The organism is Rhizobacter sp. Root1238 (assembly GCF_001425825.1).
Lineage (GTDB): Bacteria > Pseudomonadota > Gammaproteobacteria > Burkholderiales > Burkholderiaceae_C > Rhizobacter.
Window position 1 is genome coordinate 122,524 of sequence record NZ_LMDM01000014.1, and the last position, 17,547, is coordinate 140,070.

The following is a 17,547-nucleotide window of genomic DNA, read 5'->3' on the forward strand; positions in this document are numbered from 1 at the left end:
TGCTCAGCGCTTGATGATCAAGCCTTGACCGGTGGGCAATGGCATGACGCGGTACTGGCGAGAGTCGAACCACACGTCCTCGGCCAGCTTCTGCACACGGTAGGGCCCCGACCATTCATAGTCGTCGAGGATCAGGATGCCCCCTGGCACCATGCGGTCGAACAGATGGTCGAGCGCAGCGATTTCCGCCGGGGCCTGGTTCAAGTCGATGTGGAGGTATGCGATGCGCTCGGGACAACCGTCAGCAAAGACATCGGGGATCATTCCCTTCAGCAATCTCACCTGCGGATAGTCGGCGAACTTCTGCTGCACGCGAGCGTACAGCCCTTCGCCATGCTCCTGCATCGAGTGGTGCAGCATGCCTTCTTCGTGCTCGAAAAGGTCGTAGCCCCAGAAGGTGCGTGGAAACTCGCGCCCGCCCAGGTAGTCGATCACCGTCTTCATTCCGACCCCGGTGTAGGCGCCGCATTCGACAAAATCGCCCCCGAGCTGCACGCAGTGATATGCGGCGCAGGCGAGCACGTACCTGCGCCACAGAATGGCTTGGTCGGCATCGCTCTCGATGTTGCTCTGCCAAGCCTGCACGAAAGGCTGGTCGTCCAGCATCGACATGTTCCGACCCCAGGTCAGCAGGTTGTCGCCGAAGTAGTGGCCTGACGTCGCCAGATCAGCGATCACTCGTGCCGAGGACTTGACCTTCTCCGGTTCCTGCGTGCACCAGAACATGGGGGAAAAGAAGTTGGACACCCTTTCCGGCGGCGGCGACGTCAGCGGAGGGAGCCTGGCGATCACGGCAGGATCGCCTTCGCGCGACAGTTCGAACACATGGGTCTCGCGGGACGGCCCTGCGGAGAACAAGCGTCGCAACAGGCGGGTCAGGATCATGCGGTTCCTCGGAGGATTTGATGAGAAAGGATCGACGGTTCGCGATCCATCATGGGCGTGCCGCTTGGCGGCCTGACATTGTGAGCAGGGCGGTCTGCAGATGCTCAGTGAAGCGCTGCGCATCGAACAGCGACGAAGCCGCCGCCTGCGCGCGCAGCACGGACCGCAGGCTGACCAGGCTTTCGACGTCGCCAGCATGCCGAACCGCCAACTCGACATAGTGTGCCTCGTCCCGCGCCACCCAGTCAGACAGGCCGACGCAGCCGAGCAGGCTGGCACCCTGACGTGCGAGCATCGTCTGTCCTGCCAGCGTCACGGTAGGAACACCCATCCACAGCGCCTCGCAGGTGGTGGTTGCGCCGCTGTGCGGAAACGTGTCGAGCAGGATGTCGACTTCGGCGTGGGCTGCCAAGTAGGCCGACCTTGCACTTGCAGGCGCCAACTCGACGCGCGCCGCCTCGACGCCGACGCGCTGCAGTCGCTCCAGCAACTGCCGGCGGGCCATCGGGTCCTGCATCTGCTTCGACTGCAACCGAAGGCGCGAGCCAGGCACTGCGTGCAGCACCTTCGCCCACAGCGTGAGCACTTCGTCGTGGAGCTTTGTGAGACGCTGGAACGATCCGAAGGTGACGTACCCCCTCGCAACGACCGGCGGCGGCGCCACTGAGGGAATGTCGGCGCCCGTCGGCGTCGTGAAGCACAGGCGCGTGTCGGGCAGGTAGCAGATCGATTCGCTGAAGAATTCGCGCTGCTCCGGAGGGATGGAGACAGGGTCCGCAATCAACCAGTCCATGGCCGGCACGCCGGTGCTCGCCCAATACCCCAGCCAACTGGCCTGCACCGGCGCCGCACGCCGCGCGAATACCGGAAGCCGGTTCTCCCCTGTGTGCCCGGACAGGTCGATCAGCACGTCGATCCCGTCTGCCGCAATCTTGCGCGCAGCCGTATCGTCATCCAGGCCCGATATGTCGTACCACTCGTTGAAGCGTGACTTGAGCCGTCCGGTCAGTGCATCCCCCGCGGCCCGGTTGCTGTAGGCGATCACGTCCATCTGCCGGCCGCGGTCCCAATGCGCGAGAACGCCCTCGAGGAAGAAGCCCACCGGGTGGCTGTGCAGGTCGGCGGACACGAAGCCGATACGCAGGGGGCGAGCGGGAGCCGGCGAATCGGCGGATCGTTGGGGCACCAGCGGCGGTTTCGCGGGTGTCACCATCTCACCGTAGCGACGCGCTTCCGCGAGATAAGCCTGGGGCGAGGTGTGGCCGTCGCCGGACAGTGTCATCAACAGGTTGCTGCGTGCGAAGTGCAGCGACGGATCGATCGTGATCGCCCGATGCGCGGCGACCGCGGCCCCGTCGAAATCGCTGAGCTGGAGCAGTGCCTGCGCCTTGTTGCTGAGCGCTACCGCATGATTCGGCTCGATCTCGAGCACTCGGTCGTAGCTGTCCAGTGCAGCATCGAGTTCCATCTCGTGCAGCGCGATGTTGCCCAGGAAAAGGTGCAGATCGGGCAGCCGACGGTCGATGGCCACGGCGGTCTTCAGCACTGCCTTCGCGCGCACATGCTGCCCGATGTCATGCAGCGCCTTGGCCAGATCGCGATGCGCGACGACGAAGTCCGCCTTGAGGGTCAGCGCGCGTTCGAATGCCGGCACGGCGGCCGCCGACTGTTGGGCCTTCTGCAAAGCTGTCCCGAGCAGGTAGTGCGCATCGGCGGAGTCGGCGGCAAGCTCCGTCGCTCGGCGCAGCACCGGGAGCGATTCGCTCGCGCGGTTCATCTCGAGCAGCACGAACCCGAGGTTGACGTGCGCAACCGCATGGTGCGGAGCGGCCTTGATGGCCAGGCGATAACACCCCGCGGCATCTTCCAGGCGTCCGCTGCCGAGCAGGTTGTTGCCTTCGCGAACATGGGCCGCGGCGGCGGCACTGCCATCATCCGCGGGAGCCGCCGTGGGCCGATCCCGCCCCAGCAAACGCCTGAGCCAGCCCGTCATCGCAGGCCCTCGCACGCCCGCGTGGGGATCACAGGCGGTGCATCAGCCACTCGGTGAGGCCGTCGACGTACTCGGTGTCGTAGCCGGCGTCACGCAGCACCCACTTGAACGCGTTGCCGAGCTTGGCCTTCTTGTAGACGTTCATCGAACGGCCGGTCTTGAAGTTGTGCACCTGCAGGTCGACCTTCTTCAGAACTTCCTGCGTCTTGGCGGCGAACTGCTTCGTGCTGAACGGCGACTCGAACGGCACCCGCGCGATGTAGAACTTCGCCAGTTCCGTGCCGAAGGCCTGTTCTTCCTTCGCATCCAACCATTTCAGCATTTGCGCTCCTCCAAGCCTCTGACCGGTCCGCGAGTTTACTTGCTGGCACCTCGGGCAGAATTCCCGGATGACCTATTCTTCTCGCGCCGAGCCGGCGCTTGTCGGCGGCCTCGCGCTGGTCGCCATTGCCGTGCCGGCGCTGCTGGCGTTCAACGTCCCCCCCTCGGCGACGTTGCTGAACCAGGCGGCGGCGTTGGCCGGGTGGGGCGTGCTCGCGCTGGTGCTCTCGGCCACCGTCCCGCTGCAGGCCGGTCCACGGCGCGATGCCATCCCGTCGCTGGCGGCGGCAGCAGCCCTGCTGATCCTCGCGCTGTCGGCGCTGATCACTGCCGTGGTCTCGGGGGCGCCGTGGCCGCTGGCGCTGTCCTCGGCCGGCATGATCCTGGCCGGGGTGCTCGCGCTGGCGATCGGCGTGCTCGTCGGCCGGTCGGCCGGGCAGCGCCAGGCGGTCTTCCAGGCTTTCTGCATCGCCATGGTCGTTGCCGGGCTGCTCAGCCTGGTCGTCGCGGCGATCCAGTCGTTCGCACCCCAATGGGCAGATGGCGACTGGATTGCCCGACCCGCGACACCCGGGCGAGCCGGCGGCAATCTGCGCCAGCCCAATCACCTGAGCAGCCTGCTGGTGTGGTCACTCGCGGCGCTGGCTTACCTGCACGAAGCCTGGATCGAGCGTCCACGCGATCCGCGCCTGGCCGCGGCCCGCGTGGCGTCGTTCCTCGCGACGGGCGCCCTGGTTCTCGGGGTCGCGCTGACGGTGTCGCGCACCGGCATGGTCTGCGTGCTGCTGCTCGCCGCCTGGGGGGTGGTCGATCGCGGCCTGTCGCGCTTCACGCGCATCATGCTGGGACTGACGCCGCTTCTGTATGTCGTGTCATGGATGCTGGCGACGGCCAGCGCGCAGGCGTTCGCCGGTGACTCGCAGATCCACGGATCGGATCTCTCCAGCTCCCGTTTCGGCATCTGGGCCAATACGCTCTCGATGATCGCGCAGCATCCCTGGCTCGGCGTGGGCTGGGGCGAGTTCAACTTCGCATGGACCCTCACGCCGTTTCCCGGCCGGCCGGGCGCCTTCTTCGACCACACCCACAACCTGCCGCTGCAATTGCTCGTCGAGCTCGGCATTCCGTTGGCCACCGTGGTGATGGCGCTGTTGCTGTGGGCCTTGTGGAAGGCGTTCATCGCAACGCGCCGCACCGCGTCGCCCAGCGTGCTGATGACGCAGCGCAGTGCCTTCGTGATGGTGCTGATGATGGTGGTGCACAGCATGCTCGAGTACCCGCTGTGGTACGCCTACTTCCTGCTGCCCACGGCCTTCGCCTTCGGCATCTGCCTGGGCGGGGTCCGGCAGCCCGGCGAAGCTGTGACGCCAGTGCCCACCCGCCGCCTCTCGATGGTCCTGGTGGCAGGCTCGGTGCTGTTGATCCTGGGCACCGTCGCGACGGTGGTCGACTACCTGCGCGTGGTGGTCATCTTCTCGCCGCCGGACAACGCGACCCCACTGCCCGAACGCATCGCCGACGGCCAGCGCAGCTGGCTGTTTGCCCACCACGCCGACTACGCCGCCGGCACCATCGCCGACCACCCCGGCGACGTGCTGGGCAGCTTCAAGCGCTCCACTCACTACCTGCTGGACACCCGGCTGATGATGGCGTGGGCCAAGGCGCTGGAAGAGAGCGGCGACACCGATCGGGCGCGCTACGTCGCGCAGCGCCTGCGCGAGTTCAAGAACCCGGCCGCAGCCGAATTCTTTGCGCCCTGCGATGCCCCGAAGGCGTCGTCGACCGCGCCGCTTCCTTTCCAGTGCCTGCAGCCGACCCGCCCGCTGACGTTCGAGGACTTCAGGTAGCCGCCACCCAATCCCCCGACTTCCCCCCGTGCTTCTCCAGCACCCGGATCTCCCCCATCACCATCCCGCGGTCGACGGCCTTGCACATGTCGTAGACCGTCAGCAGCCCGACTTGCACCGCGGTCAGCGCCTCCATCTCGACGCCGGTGCGCCCGAGCGTCTCGACCTGCGCGGTGCAGCGCACCAGGTTCTGCGCGGCGTCGACCTCGAAATCGACCGCGACCTTCGTGATCGGCAGCGGATGGCACAGCGGGATCAGCTCGGCGGTGCGCTTGCTGGCCTGGATCGCCGCGATGCGCGCGATGCCGATCACGTCGCCCTTCTTCGCCGTGCCGCCCTGGATCAGCGCCAGCGTGGCCGGCAGCATGCGGATCACGCCGGCGGCGCGGGCGACGCGGTGCGTCTCGGCCTTGGCCGAGACGTCGACCATGTGCGCCTGCCCCTGCGCATCGAAGTGGGTCAGGTGATTCGCCGGCAAGGACTGCACTGGGGGAAGGGGCTTGGACATGGAAGGAAACATCCGGGCAACGTGGCGCTGGCATCATAGCGACCGGTCCCGTTCCAGCTTCGCGCCCCACCGGATGACACGCTCGCTCCAACCCACCCGTCCGACCCTGGCCGCCCGCCTCACCGCGTCGCTCTGCGCACTGGCCTTGCTCGGCAGCAGTGGCTGGGCGCAGGCGCAAGCCCAGGGCGCCGCCTCCGCGCCCGAGCCCGCACCGGCCACGCAGAACTCGCTGCCCGCCCTCGGCGATTCGGTGTCCGACGACCTGAGCGTCGGCACCGAGCGCCGCATCGGCGACCAGATCATGCGGGCGATCCGGCAGGATCCCGACTACCTCGACGATCCGGTGCTGCTCGAATACCTGCAGTCGCTGTGGCAGCCGCTGGTCGCGGCCTCGCGTGCCCAGGGCAACATCGGCGGCGAGATCGACCAGCGCTTCGCGTGGGAGCCCTTCCTGGTGCGCGACAAGACCGTCAACGCGTTCGCGCTGCCCGGCGGCTACGTCGGCGTGCACCTGGGCCTGATCGCGATGACGGCCACCCGCGACGAGCTCGCGTCGGTGCTGGCGCACGAGATGTCGCACGTCACGCAGCGCCACATCGCCCGCGGCATGGTCAACAGCCGGCGCCAGTCGCTGATCGGGCTGGCCGGCATGATCCTCGGCGTGATCGCCGCGACGCGCAGCACGCGCGTCGACGGCGCCAACGCGATCTTCACCGGCGCCCAGGCGGCGTCGGTGCAGGGCCAGCTGAACTTCTCGCGTGACATGGAACGCGAGGCCGACCGCGTCGGCTTCAACGTGCTCACCGGCGCCGGCTTCGCGCCCGGCGGCATGGCCGCGATGTTCGAGAAGCTCGACCAGGCCTCGCACCTGAACGACAGCGGCGGCTTTCCCTACCTGCGCACCCACCCGATCACCACCGAGCGCATCGGCGACGCCCGCCAGCGCCTGGGCACCGCCGCGCCGGTGCCGCCGGTCAGCGTGCTGGCCCACGTCGCGGCGCAGGCCCGCGCCCGCGTGATGATGGACACCCGCACCGACGCGCTGCGGCGCTGGCAGTCGCAGGACCAGGTCGCCACCACCGCCAGCGTCGGCGAACGGTTGAACGCCGCCTATGCCAGCGCGCTGGCGTCGACGCTGCTGCACGACTGGGCGCGTGCCGATGCCGCACTGCAGGTGGCGCTCGGCGTGGTGCGCGGCAGCCCGCGCAGCGACGCCACCGCCGAGCGCGAGGTCGTGATGCTGCAGGCGCAGTCGCTGGCCGAACGCGGCGACGGCCCGCGCGCCGGCCAGGTGCTGAAGCCCTACCTCGACGCCGGCGCGACACCGTCGCGCGCGGTGCTGCTGCTGCAGGCGCAGGTGGCGCTGGCCTCGCCCAAGGCCGACCCGGCCGTCAAGCGCAGCGCCGACGACCTGCAGACCTGGACCACGCTGCACCCGACCGATGCGCTCGCGTGGCAGCAGCTCAGCCGCACCTGGGAGCAGCTCGGCCTGCAGCTGCGCTCGCTGCGCGCCGATGCCGAAGCGCACTACGCCGTCGGCGACCTGACCGGCGCGGTCGACCGGCTGCGCGCCGGCCAGCGGCTGGCCCGCTCGCCGGGTGGCAAGGTCGATTTCATCGACGCGTCGATCATCGATGCACGGCTGCGCGACCTCGAAGGCCAGCGTCGCCGGCAGATGGAAGAGGAGCGCCGGCAGGAAGGCTGAAGCCCCGCCGAATCCGGCCTGGCGTGGCTTATCCTCCCGGCACTTCAGGAGGAGACGGCATGCCACGATTCATCGCCCGGGCCATCGGCGCCGCCACGTTCGCGCTGCTCGCGGCATCGGCGATGCCGGCCACGGCCGCCACCATCACGTCGGTCAGCCCGCAGGGCGAGGTCGCGCAGGTCCGCCAGCTCACGGTGAAGTTCTCCGAGGCGGTGGTGCCGTTCGGCGACCTGCGGCTGCCCGACCCGCTGGTGGTGGCCTGCGAAGGCCCGGCGCGTGCCGGGTCGGGTCGCTGGGCCAACGACCGCGTCTGGCTGTACGACTTTCGCGAAGCGCTGCCGCCCGGCACGCGCTGCACCCTGAAGGCGAAGCCCGACTGGAAGCCGCTGAACGGTGCGCTGACCGGCGGCACCGACTACAGCGTCAGCACCGGCGGCCCGGCCGTCGAATCGACACTGCCGTACGCCGGCAATTCCATCGAGGAAGACCAGCACTTCGTGCTGCGGCTGACCGGCCCGGCGGTCGAGGCCACGGTCGCGGCGCATGCGGCCTGCGAGGTCGAAGGCATCGGCGAACGCATGCCGGTGCGCGTGGTCGGCGGTGCGGTCCGCGACGAGGTGATCAAGGCCCGCCAGCTCGACAAGCAGGCCGAGCGCATCGTCGTGCTGACCTGCCAGCGCCCGCTGCCGCCCGACAGCGTGCTGCGCCTGGTGTGGGGCGCCGGCATCGCGGCCCAGGCCAATCCGAAGATCGTCACGCGCACCGAGCAGCGCTTCAACTTCCGGGTGCGCCCGGCGTTCACGGCCGAATTCAGCTGCGAGCGCGAACGCGCCGACGCGCCGTGCCTGCCGATCCGGCCGATGACGCTGCGCTTCTCGTCGCCGCTGTCGCGCGAACTGGCCGCCGCGATCCGCCTGCAGCCGGCCTCGGGCAAGGCGATCGCGCCGGCGTTCGATGCCGACGACAAGTCGACCGAGGTCGACAACCTGCGCTTCCCGACGCCCCTGCCCGAGCGCAGCACGTTCACGATCGAGCTGCCGCGCAACCTGAAGGACGGCTCGGGCCGTACCCTGGCAAATGCCGCGAACTTCCCGCTGAAGGTCGCGACCGGCGACGCCCCGCCGATCGCGAAGTTCGCGGCCGCGCCGTTCGGCGTCGTCGAGCTGAATGCCGACGCGATGCTGCCGGTCACGCTGCGCCACGTGCAGGGCGACCTGCGGCCGGCCGCCGGCGGCGGCGCGGTGCGCATCAAGACGCTGCGCACCGATGCCGACATCCTGCAGTGGTATGCCCGCGTCGCGCGCTACCACGAGAGCCGCCTGACCGCGAAGGAGGCCGGGCTGCCGGCCGCACAGCACTACGAGGTCGAGCGCGTCGTCGACGGCAAGGGCCGCAGCAAGGAGGTGCGGCGCGAGCGCGTCGTCGAGACCCGCGAGCTGTCGCTGCTGAACGGCGCGGCCGATGCGAAGCGCATGGACCTGCCGCAGCTCAATGGCGGCGACCCGCGGCCGTTCGAGGTGGTCGGCATCCCGATCGCCGACCCCGGCTACCACGTGGTCGAGATCGAATCGCGCCGCCTCGGCGAAGCGCTGCTCGACAAGAAGGCGCCGATGTACGTGCGCGCCGGCGTGCTGGTCACCAACCTCGGCGTGCACTTCAAGCTCGGCCGCGAGAACAGCGTGGTCTGGGTCACCACGCTCGACCGCGGCCAGCCGGTCGTCGACGCCGACATCGCCGTCAACGACTGCCGCGGACACCGGCTGTGGGCCGGCCGCACCGATGCAAGCGGCCTCGCGCGCATCGAGCAGCCGCTCGAGCGGGCCGACGAATGCCCGGCCGACACCGGCTTCTTCGTCACCGCCCGCAAGCCGACGCCGAAGGGCCTGACCGACACCGCCTTCGTCTTCAGCAGCTGGCAGAAGGGCATCGAGACCTGGCGCTTCAGCTTCCCGACCAGCAACGACACGCAGCCCGACGTGCAGGCGCACACGGTGTTCGACCGCACGTTGCTGCGCGCCGGCGAGACGGTGTCGATGAAGCACTTCCTGCGCCGCGAGACCCGCAGCGGGCTTGCTGCGCTGCCGGCCGAGCGGCTGCCGACGCGGCTGAAGATCGTGCACCAGGGCAGCGGGCAGGAGATCGCGCTGCCGCTGAGCTGGAACGGCACGCGCAGCGCGGTGTCGAGCTGGAACATCCCGCCGGCCGCCAAGCTCGGCGTCTACGACGTCACGCTGGAGCGCGAGGGCGGCGGCGACGACCGGCAGCGCAGCAGCTGGTCGGCTGGCAGCTTCCGCGTCGAGGAGTTCCGGCTGCCGCTGGTCGATGCGCGCGTCAGCGGGCCGAAGGAGGTACCGATCGCACCGAAGGAGCTGCCGATCGGCGTGCAGCTGAACTACTTCGCCGGCGGCGGGATGGCGCAGGCACCGGCGCGCCTGACTGCGTTGCTGCGCGGCCGCGCGAGCGGCCTGGCGGGTTACGACGAATTCAGCTTCGAGCCGCCGCGCGACCCGAAGCAGGCTGCGCGCAGCGACGACGGCGACGAAGGCGCACCCGAGGCGAGCGGCAAGGTGGTGGCCGACAAGCTGCCGGTGACGACCGACCGCGACGGCGCGGCCAGCGTCACCGTGAAGGACCTGCCGCCGATCAAGCGACCGAGCGAGCTCGTCACCGAGCTCACCTTCAACGACCCGAACGGCGAGGTGCAGACCGCGTCCACCACCGTCTCGCTGTGGCCGAGCGCGGTGGTGCTGGGCGTGAAGACCGGCTCGTGGGCGAGCGCGCGTGGCAAGGTCAAGCTGCAGGTGCTGGCGCTCGACACCGCCGGCCAGCCGGTCAAGGGCCAGGCCGTCGAGGTGCGGGGCCGGCTGTCGCAGGTCATCAGCACGCGCAAGCGCATGGTCGGCGGCTTCTACGCCTACGACAACCGCACCGAGGTCAAGGAGCTCGGCACGGTGTGCAGCGGCAACACCGACGACCGCGGCCTGCTGCTGTGCGATGCGGCGCTCGAGAACGCCGGCCAGGTCGAGCTGATCGCGAAGGCGAGCGACAAGGCCGGCAACGTCGCCGAATCGGCGTCCAGCGTGTGGGTCACGAAGCAGGGCGAGCTGTGGTTCGCGCAGGACAACGACGACCGCATCGACGTGCTGCCCGAGAAGAAGAGCTACGAGCCCGGCGAGACCGCGCGGCTGCAGGTGCGCATGCCGTTCCGCGAGGCGACCGCGCTGGTCAGCGTCGAGCGCGAGGGCATCATCGCGACCCGCGTCGTCACGCTGCGCGGCGACGACCCGACGGTCGAGCTGAAGATCGAGCCGTCGTGGGGACCGAACGTGTATGTCGACGTGCTGGTGCTGCGCGGGCGCATCCGCGAGGTGCCGTGGTATTCGTTCTTCAGCTGGGGCTGGAAGGAGCCGCTGAACTGGGCGCGCTCGTTCTGGTACGAGGGCCGCGAGTACCAGGCGCCGACCGCGATGGTCGACCTGTCGAAGCCGGCCTTCAAGCTCGGCATCGCCGCGCTGAAGGTGGGACTGCAGGCGCACCGGCTGCAGGTCAGCGTGACGGCCGACAAGCCGCAGTACGCGGTGCGCCAGACCGCGAAGGCGCGCATCAAGGTGCTGCATGACGGCAAGCCGCTCGCGAACACCGAGGTGGCGTTCGCCGCGGTCGACGAAGGCCTGCTGGCGCTGCGCCCGAACGATTCGTGGGACCTGCTCGGCGCGATGCTGAAGCCGCGCGCGCTCGGCGTCGAGACCAGCACCGGGCAGAGCGAGATCATCGGCCGGCGCCACTACGGCCGCAAGGCGGTGGCCGCCGGCGGCGGCGGCGGCAAGAACGCGACGCGCGAGCTGTTCGACACGCTGCTGCTGTGGAAGGCGCAGGTGGCGCTGGACGCCAACGGCGAGGCGGTGGTCGACGTGCCGCTGAACGATTCGCTGACCAGCTTCCGGCTCGTGGCGGTGGCCGATGCCGGGCTGCAGCAGTTCGGCAGCGGCAGCACCAGCATCCGCGTCACGCAGGACCTGCAGGTGCTGTCCGGCCTGCCGCCGCTGGTGCGCGACGGCGACCGCTTCAGCGCGATGCTGACGCTGCGCAACACCACCACGCACGAGATGAAGGTGCGGGCGACGCTCGCAGGCAGCGCGAACAGCGGCGGCGAGCAGGGCCGCGACATCGTGCGCACGCCGATCGAGCTGCCGCCGCAGGACGTGGTGCTGCCGGCCGGTGGCGCGAAGGAGCTGGCGTGGCCGGTCGACGTGCCGGCCGAGGTGTTCAGCATCGGGTGGGAGGCGGGTGCCGAAGAACTCGCCGGTGACAAGGCCAAGGACAAGCTGAAGGTGACGCAGCTGGTCAGTGCCGCGGTGCCGGTGCGCGTGCTGCAGGCGACGCTGTCGCAGCTCGACGGCCCGTTCTCGCTGCCGGTGGCGGCGCCGGCCGATGCGCTGCCCGACACGGGCGTCAAGCGCGGCGGCCTGAAAGTCGGCGTGCAGCCGAAGCTGACCGGTGCGCTGCCCGGCATCCGCCGCTACTTCGAGACCTACCCGTTCATCTGCCTGGAGCAGAAGACCTCGAAGTCGGTCGGCCTGAAGGACGCGAAGCTGTGGGCCGGCGTCGCGAACGCGCTGCCGACCTACCTCGACAGCGACGGGCTCGCGAGCTACTTTCCGCCGCGCGCCGAAGACGGCCCGCGCGGCAGCGACCGGCTCACCGCCTACGTGCTGGCCGCGACGCACGAGGCCGGCTTCGAATTGCCGCCCGCCGCGCGCGACAGCATGCTGGACGGGCTGACCGCGTTCGTCGAAGGCCGCATCGAGCGCAAGTTCTGGTCGCCGCGCGCCGACCTGGACGTGCGCAAGCTGGCCGCGATCGAGGCGCTGTCGCGTTACGGCCGGGCGCAGCCGAAGATGCTCGGCTCGGTCAACATCACACCGAACCAGTGGCCGACCGCCGCGGTGATCGACTGGCTCAACATCCTGCGCCGCGTGCAGGGCGTGCCCGAGCAGGCCAAGCGGCTGGAGGAAGTGCAGCAGATCCTGCGCGGCCGGCTGACCTATGCCGGCGCCACGCTGCGCTTCAGCAACGAGGGCGACGACTTCTGGTGGTGGCTGATGGACAGCGCCGACGCGAACGCGGCGCGGCTGATCCTCGCGGTGCTCGACGACCCGGCCTGGCGAGACGACCTGCCGCGCATGGTGGTCGGCAGCCTGGGTCGCCAGCGCGGCGGCGCCTGGCTGACGACGACGGCCAACCTGTGGGGCTCGCTCGCGCTCGACAAGTTCTCGGCGAAGTTCGAATCCGCCAAGGTCGCCGGCCGCACGGTCGCGAGCACCGGCGGCGCGCCGGCCGCGATCGACTGGGGCAAGTCGGCCGACGGCGGCGTCGTGACGCTGCCGTGGCCCGACAAGGCCGGCACGCTGGGCGTGACCCAAGAGGGCAGCGGCAAGCCGTGGCTGACGGTGCAGGGCCTCGCGGCGATCCCGCTGAAGGAGCCGATCCGCGCCGGCTACAGCCTCGCGCGCACCGTCACTGCGGTCGAGCAGAAGGACAAGTCGAAGTGGTCGCGCGGCGACGTGCTGCGGGTGCGGGTCGAGGTCGATGCGCAGTCGGACATGACCTGGGTGGTGGTCAGCGACCCGGTGCCGGGCGGTGCGACGCTGCTCGGCTCGGGGCTTGGCCGCGACAGCGCGATCGCGACGCAAGGCGAGAAGCGCCAGGGAAGCTGGCCGGTGTACGAGGAGCGCAGCTTCGAGGCCTTCCGCAGCTATTACGACTACCTGCCGCGTGGCAAGCACGTGATCGAGTACACCGTGCGGCTGAACAACCACGGCCGCTTCGCGCTGCCGCCGACGCGTGTCGAGGCGATGTACGCGCCGGAGAGCTTCGGCGAGTTGCCGAACGCGGCGATCGAGGTGGCGCCGTGAGCGGGCGCGCCTGTGCCGCCGCAGTCCTGCTGATGGCAGCAGGCGTGGCACAGGCGCTGCCGAGCTTCAACGACGTGAAGGCGGCATGGAAGCCGTCCGACGTGGCGCTGCTGGCCCGCGACGGGACGCCGCTGCAGACGCTGCGGGTCGACAAGAGCGCGCGCCGCCTGGCCTGGGTGCCGCTGCAGCAGGTCTCGCCGGCGCTGCTGCAGGCCATCGTGCTCAGCGAGGACCGGCGCTTCTACGAGCACAGCGGTGTCGACTGGGGTGCGGTCGCGAAGAGCGCCTGGGCCAATGTGTGGAACACCCGCACCCGCGGCGCGTCGACGCTGACGATGCAGCTGGCCGGCCTGCTCGACGACGAACTCGCGCGGCCGGTCGGCGGGCGCAGCGTCGGGCAGAAGCTCGGCCAGGCCGTCACCGCGACGCGGCTCGATGCGCGCTGGAAAAAGAGCGAGATCCTCGAGGCCTACCTGAACCGGGTCGCGTTCCGCGGCGAGGTGGTCGGCATCGATGCGCTGTCGCAGACGCTGTTCGGCAAGCACCCGGGCGGGCTCGATGTCGACGAGTCGGCGATCGCGGCGGCGCTGCTGCGCGGGCCGAATGCAACGCCGACTGTCGTTGCGCAACGGGCATGCGGCGTGCTGCAACTTCAGAAGCTCGATTGCAAGGGTGTCACCGCGCTGGCGCAGACGGCGCTCACGCGCCAGGGCGGCATGCCGCTGGGCGAGCAGCTTGCGCCGCATTTCGCCCGGCAGGTGGTGACAGGCGATGCGGCGACCCAGGCGCCGGTGCTGCGCACCACGCTCGATGCGCGGCTGCAGCGCTTCGCGGTCAACACGCTGCGCCGCCAACTGGCCGAGCTGTCGGGCCGCAACGTCGAAGACGGCGCGATCGTCGTGCTGGACAACGCCAGCGGCGAGGTGCGCGCGTGGGTCGGCTCCAGCGGCAGTTTCTCGGATGCGGCGCAGGTCGACGGCGTGCTCGCGCGCCGCCAGCCGGGCTCGACGCTGAAGCCCTTCGTCTACGAACTGGCCTTCGAGCGCCGGCTGATCACGCCGGCCAGCCTGCTCGACGATTCGCCGGCGCAGCTGGCGACGACCAACGGCCTGTACCTGCCGCAGAACTACGACCATGCGTTCAAGGGCTGGGTCAGCGCGCGCACCGCGCTCGGCGCGAGCCTGAACGTGCCGGCGGTGCGGGTGGGCGCGATGCTCGGGCCCGATGCGCTGGTCGAGCGGCTCAACGCGCTGGGGTTGGCGCTGCCGGAGACCGGCGGCTTCTACGGCCATTCGCTGGCGCTCGGCAGCGCCGACGTGAGCCTGCTGGCGCTGACCAACGCCTACCGCACGCTGGCCAACGGCGGGCTGTACTCGCCGCCGGCGTTGCGTGGTCCGGCGGGTGCGCCGAAGCGCGTCGCGGGTGCGGCGGCAAGCTGGCTCGTCACCGACATCCTGGCCGACAACGCGGCGCGGGCGCGCACCTTCGGGCTGGACAGCAGCCTCGTCACGAAGGGCTTCGCCGCGGTGAAGACCGGCACCAGCAAGGACATGCGCGACAACTGGTGCATCGGCTTCACCGACCGCTACACCGTCGGCGTGTGGGTCGGCAACGCGAGCGGCGAGGCGATGCACGACGTGAGCGGCGTCAGCGGTGCAGCGCCGGTGTGGCAGGCGCTGGTGCGGCAGCTGCACGACGGCACGCCGTCGAAGCGGCCGGCGGCGCCGGCGGGCGTGGTGACGATGCCGATCCGCTTCGACGACCGGCGCGAGACCGCGCGCGACGAGGTGTTCATCGCCGGCACCGAGCAGGCGCTGTGGAGCGCGAGCGCGCAGGTGCGCGGCACGCAGCGCTTCGGCATTGCCAGCCCGCGCGACGGCAGCATCTTCGCGATCGATCCCGACATGCCGCCCGCCGCGCAGCGCATCGTGCTGGAAGGCGAGGGCGGCAGCTGGTGGATGGACGGCAAGGCGCTCGGGCAGGGCGAGCGGTTGCACTGGGCGCCGTGGCCGGGGCGGCACGAGCTGAAGCTGGTGGCGCGCGATGGCGCGTTGCTGCAGGCGGTGCACTTCGAGGTGCGGGGTGCGGACGTGCGCAAGCGGAAGACTGGTTCGCCCTGAGTTCAACAACCCGTTCGCCTGAGCCTGTCGAAGGGTCGCGCTGAGCCCGTCGAAAAGTCGCGCTGAGCCGCCCCCCCCGTTCGCGCTGAGCCGCCCCCCCGTTCGCGTCGAGCCTGTCGAAACGCCTGCCCGCCCAAAACCTCCGCTACCATCCCGCCCGGGCCGCGCCTCATGCGCGGCTCACGTCGCTCGGACGGTTCCGGGCGCTCACGTGAAAGTCTTCTCAATGTCCTCTTCCGCAGGCCAGCGCCGCTTCGCGCGCATCGACCGTCTTCCCCCCTACGTCTTCAACATCACCGCCGAGCTGCGCGCCGCCGCACGCCGTCGTGGCGAAGACATCATCGACATGAGCATGGGCAACCCCGACGGGCCCACGCCGCCGCACATCGTCGCGAAGCTCGCCGAGGTGGCGCAGCGGCCCGACACGCACGGCTATTCCACGTCGAAGGGCATTCCGCGGCTGCGCCGCGCGATCTCGCACTGGTACCAGGACCGCTACGGCGTCGCGATCGATCCCGACAGCGAGGCCATCGTGACGATCGGCTCGAAGGAGGGCCTGTCGCACCTGATGCTCGCGACGCTGGACCGCGGCGACACCGTGCTGGTGCCCGACCCGAGCTACCCGATCCACATCTACGGCGCGGTGATCGCCGGCGCCGACATCCGTTCGGTGCCGCTGGTGCCGGGCGTCGACTTCTTCGCCGAACTGGAGCGCGCGATCCGCGGCAGCTACCCGAAGCCGAAGATGATGGTGCTGGGCTTCCCGAGCAACCCGACGGCGCAGTGCGTCGAGCTGGATTTCTTCGAGCGCGTGGTGGCGCTCGCGCGCAAGCACGACATCTTCGTCGTGCACGACCTGGCCTATGCCGACATCGTGTTCGACGGCTGGAAGGCGCCGTCGATCATGCAGGTGCCGGGCGCGAAGGACATCGCGGTCGAGTTCTTCACGCTGTCGAAGAGCTACAACATGGCCGGCTGGCGCATCGGCTTCATGGTCGGCAACCGCGACCTGGTGGCGGCGCTGGCGCGCATCAAGGCGTACCACGACTACGGCACCTTCACGCCGCTGCAGGTGGCGGCGATTGCCGCGCTCGAGGGCGACCAGCAGTGCGTGAAGGACATCGCCGCGCAATACCAGCGCCGCCGCGACGTGCTGGTGAAGGGCCTGCACGAGGCCGGCTGGATGGTCGAGACGCCGAAGGCCTCGATGTACATCTGGGCGCGCATTCCCGAACCGTATCGGGCGCTCGGCTCGCTGGAGTTCGCGAAGCAGATGCTGGCGAAGGCGAAGGTCTCGGTGTCGCCCGGCATCGGCTTCGGCGATCACGGCGATGACCACGTCCGTTTTGCGCTGATCGAGAACGAGTCGCGCATCCGCCAGGCGGTGCGGGGGATCAAGGCGATGTTCAAGGGGGATGGGGTGGAGGCGGCGCGGGCGACCTGACAAACGACAGCCCACGGCTGGGAACCGATGGGGCGGCCTTGTTACTCAAGGCGCACGGAGATCGAGTCTGGTGGGTCGGATCCGCGGTGCGCCGTACGCATCTTCATCAGCTCCAGTTGTTTGTCAAAGGTCAGCCCCATGTCGCTCCCCTCGCTCCCCTTGCTCCACTCACTCCCCTCACTCCCCTCACTCCGCAGGCCCCTTCACGTGATGAAGAAGGGCCTGAACAAACTGCCGAAGCAGGTCTATCACAGCCCAACTGCTCATCGGTTGCACACCAGAGTGGAAAATATTCGGCACGGCGCGAATGCCGCGCTGAACGGGTATGTCGATTTCCTGGAGAAGGGCTGCCTTCACGTGATCGACAATGCCGAGAAGGCTGGACGTGACTTGAGGCGTCACGCGATGAGGATGGCCTACGAGGCAGCTGTTCATGTGGCAGAGGCGGGTAGTGGTTTTGTCCGAGCTGCAGGGGGTGTCGTCGCGCAAGGAGCTGAAGATGCCGCAAGCAGCGCGCGCAAGGTGACGAAGAAGGCAGGCTCACGCGTTCGTGGAGCCGCCCGCAAGCTGAATGCCGCAAGCCAGAATTCCTTGGGCAGGGTGAAGGAGCGAGTCGGGAGTCGCAAGTACGAACCCGTCAGCGGAGAGCCGGACTGGCCGGAAGCCTCGGGGCAGGGCAAGCAAAATGGGGCTGTCAGGATTTCTGTGTGCGAGGCGGTTGAGCTGAATTGGCTATTGGCCGACTCGCTTATCGACTGCCGTGCGCCGGCAGTGTGAATCGCTCCTCGTAGACCACAGCGAATTGGTTC

10 protein-coding genes are annotated in these 17,547 nt (G+C 69.5%); 6 read left to right on the forward strand and 4 right to left on the reverse strand.

Annotation, left to right across the window (positions count from 1 at the left end; translation table 11 throughout):
- Nucleotides 1-3: 3 nt before the first annotated feature.
- Genes ASC98_RS13305 through ASC98_RS13315 form a run of 3 tightly spaced genes read right to left on the reverse strand, consistent with a single transcriptional unit; the run spans nt 4 to nt 3,200 of the window.
- Nucleotides 4-885: a TylF/MycF/NovP-related O-methyltransferase gene (locus ASC98_RS13305; protein ID WP_082542163.1), complete on the reverse strand. Its 882-nt coding sequence runs from the start codon at nt 883-885 to the stop codon at nt 4-6.
- Between the two features lie 49 nt (nt 886-934).
- The gene (locus ASC98_RS13310; protein ID WP_056812741.1) at nt 935-2,878 is read right to left on the reverse strand and encodes a tetratricopeptide repeat protein; all 1,944 of its coding nucleotides are present in this window, start codon (nt 2,876-2,878) and stop codon (nt 935-937) included.
- 28 nt (nt 2,879-2,906) lie between these two features.
- Nucleotides 2,907-3,200: a hypothetical protein gene (locus tag ASC98_RS13315; protein ID WP_056812738.1), complete on the reverse strand. Its 294-nt coding sequence runs from the start codon at nt 3,198-3,200 to the stop codon at nt 2,907-2,909.
- A 130-nt stretch (nt 3,201-3,330) separates the two neighbouring features.
- Between ASC98_RS13315 and ASC98_RS13320 the strand changes: the two genes are divergently transcribed.
- Nucleotides 3,331-5,046 (forward strand): O-antigen ligase family protein, encoded by a 1,716-nt coding sequence (locus ASC98_RS13320; protein WP_235581254.1) that lies wholly within the window; start codon nt 3,331-3,333, stop codon nt 5,044-5,046.
- Here the strand turns inward: ASC98_RS13320 and moaC are convergent.
- Nucleotides 5,039-5,554 (reverse strand): cyclic pyranopterin monophosphate synthase MoaC, encoded by a 516-nt coding sequence (gene moaC / locus ASC98_RS13325; RefSeq protein ID WP_157598144.1) that lies wholly within the window; start codon nt 5,552-5,554, stop codon nt 5,039-5,041. The genes ASC98_RS13320 and moaC overlap by 8 nt on opposite strands.
- Before the next feature lie 73 nt (nt 5,555-5,627).
- On the opposite strand from moaC, the gene ASC98_RS13330 reads away from it, so the two are divergent.
- The 5 genes from ASC98_RS13330 to ASC98_RS30340 all read left to right on the forward strand — a co-directional run bounded on the left by ASC98_RS13330 (nt 5,628) and on the right by ASC98_RS30340 (nt 17,515).
- On the forward strand, nt 5,628-7,259 hold the full coding sequence (locus tag ASC98_RS13330) for a M48 family metalloprotease (protein ID WP_056812731.1): 1,632 nt from the start codon (nt 5,628-5,630) through the stop codon (nt 7,257-7,259).
- A gap of 59 nt (nt 7,260-7,318) precedes the next feature.
- Complete coding sequence (locus ASC98_RS13335; protein WP_056820016.1) at nt 7,319-13,174, forward strand: alpha-2-macroglobulin; 5,856 nt, start codon at nt 7,319-7,321, stop codon at nt 13,172-13,174.
- Nucleotides 13,175-13,206: 32 nt separating this feature from the next.
- On the forward strand, nt 13,207-15,294 hold the full coding sequence (gene pbpC / locus ASC98_RS13340) for a penicillin-binding protein 1C (RefSeq protein WP_056812777.1): 2,088 nt from the start codon (nt 13,207-13,209) through the stop codon (nt 15,292-15,294).
- 226 nt (nt 15,295-15,520) lie between these two features.
- Nucleotides 15,521-16,738: an alanine transaminase gene (alaC, locus tag ASC98_RS13345; RefSeq protein ID WP_056812726.1), complete on the forward strand. Its 1,218-nt coding sequence runs from the start codon at nt 15,521-15,523 to the stop codon at nt 16,736-16,738.
- Nucleotides 16,739-16,948: 210 nt separating this feature from the next.
- Entirely contained in the window at nt 16,949-17,515 is a 567-nt protein-coding gene (locus tag ASC98_RS30340) for a hypothetical protein (RefSeq protein WP_157604809.1), read from the forward strand.
- Nucleotides 17,516-17,547: the final 32 nt, after the last annotated feature.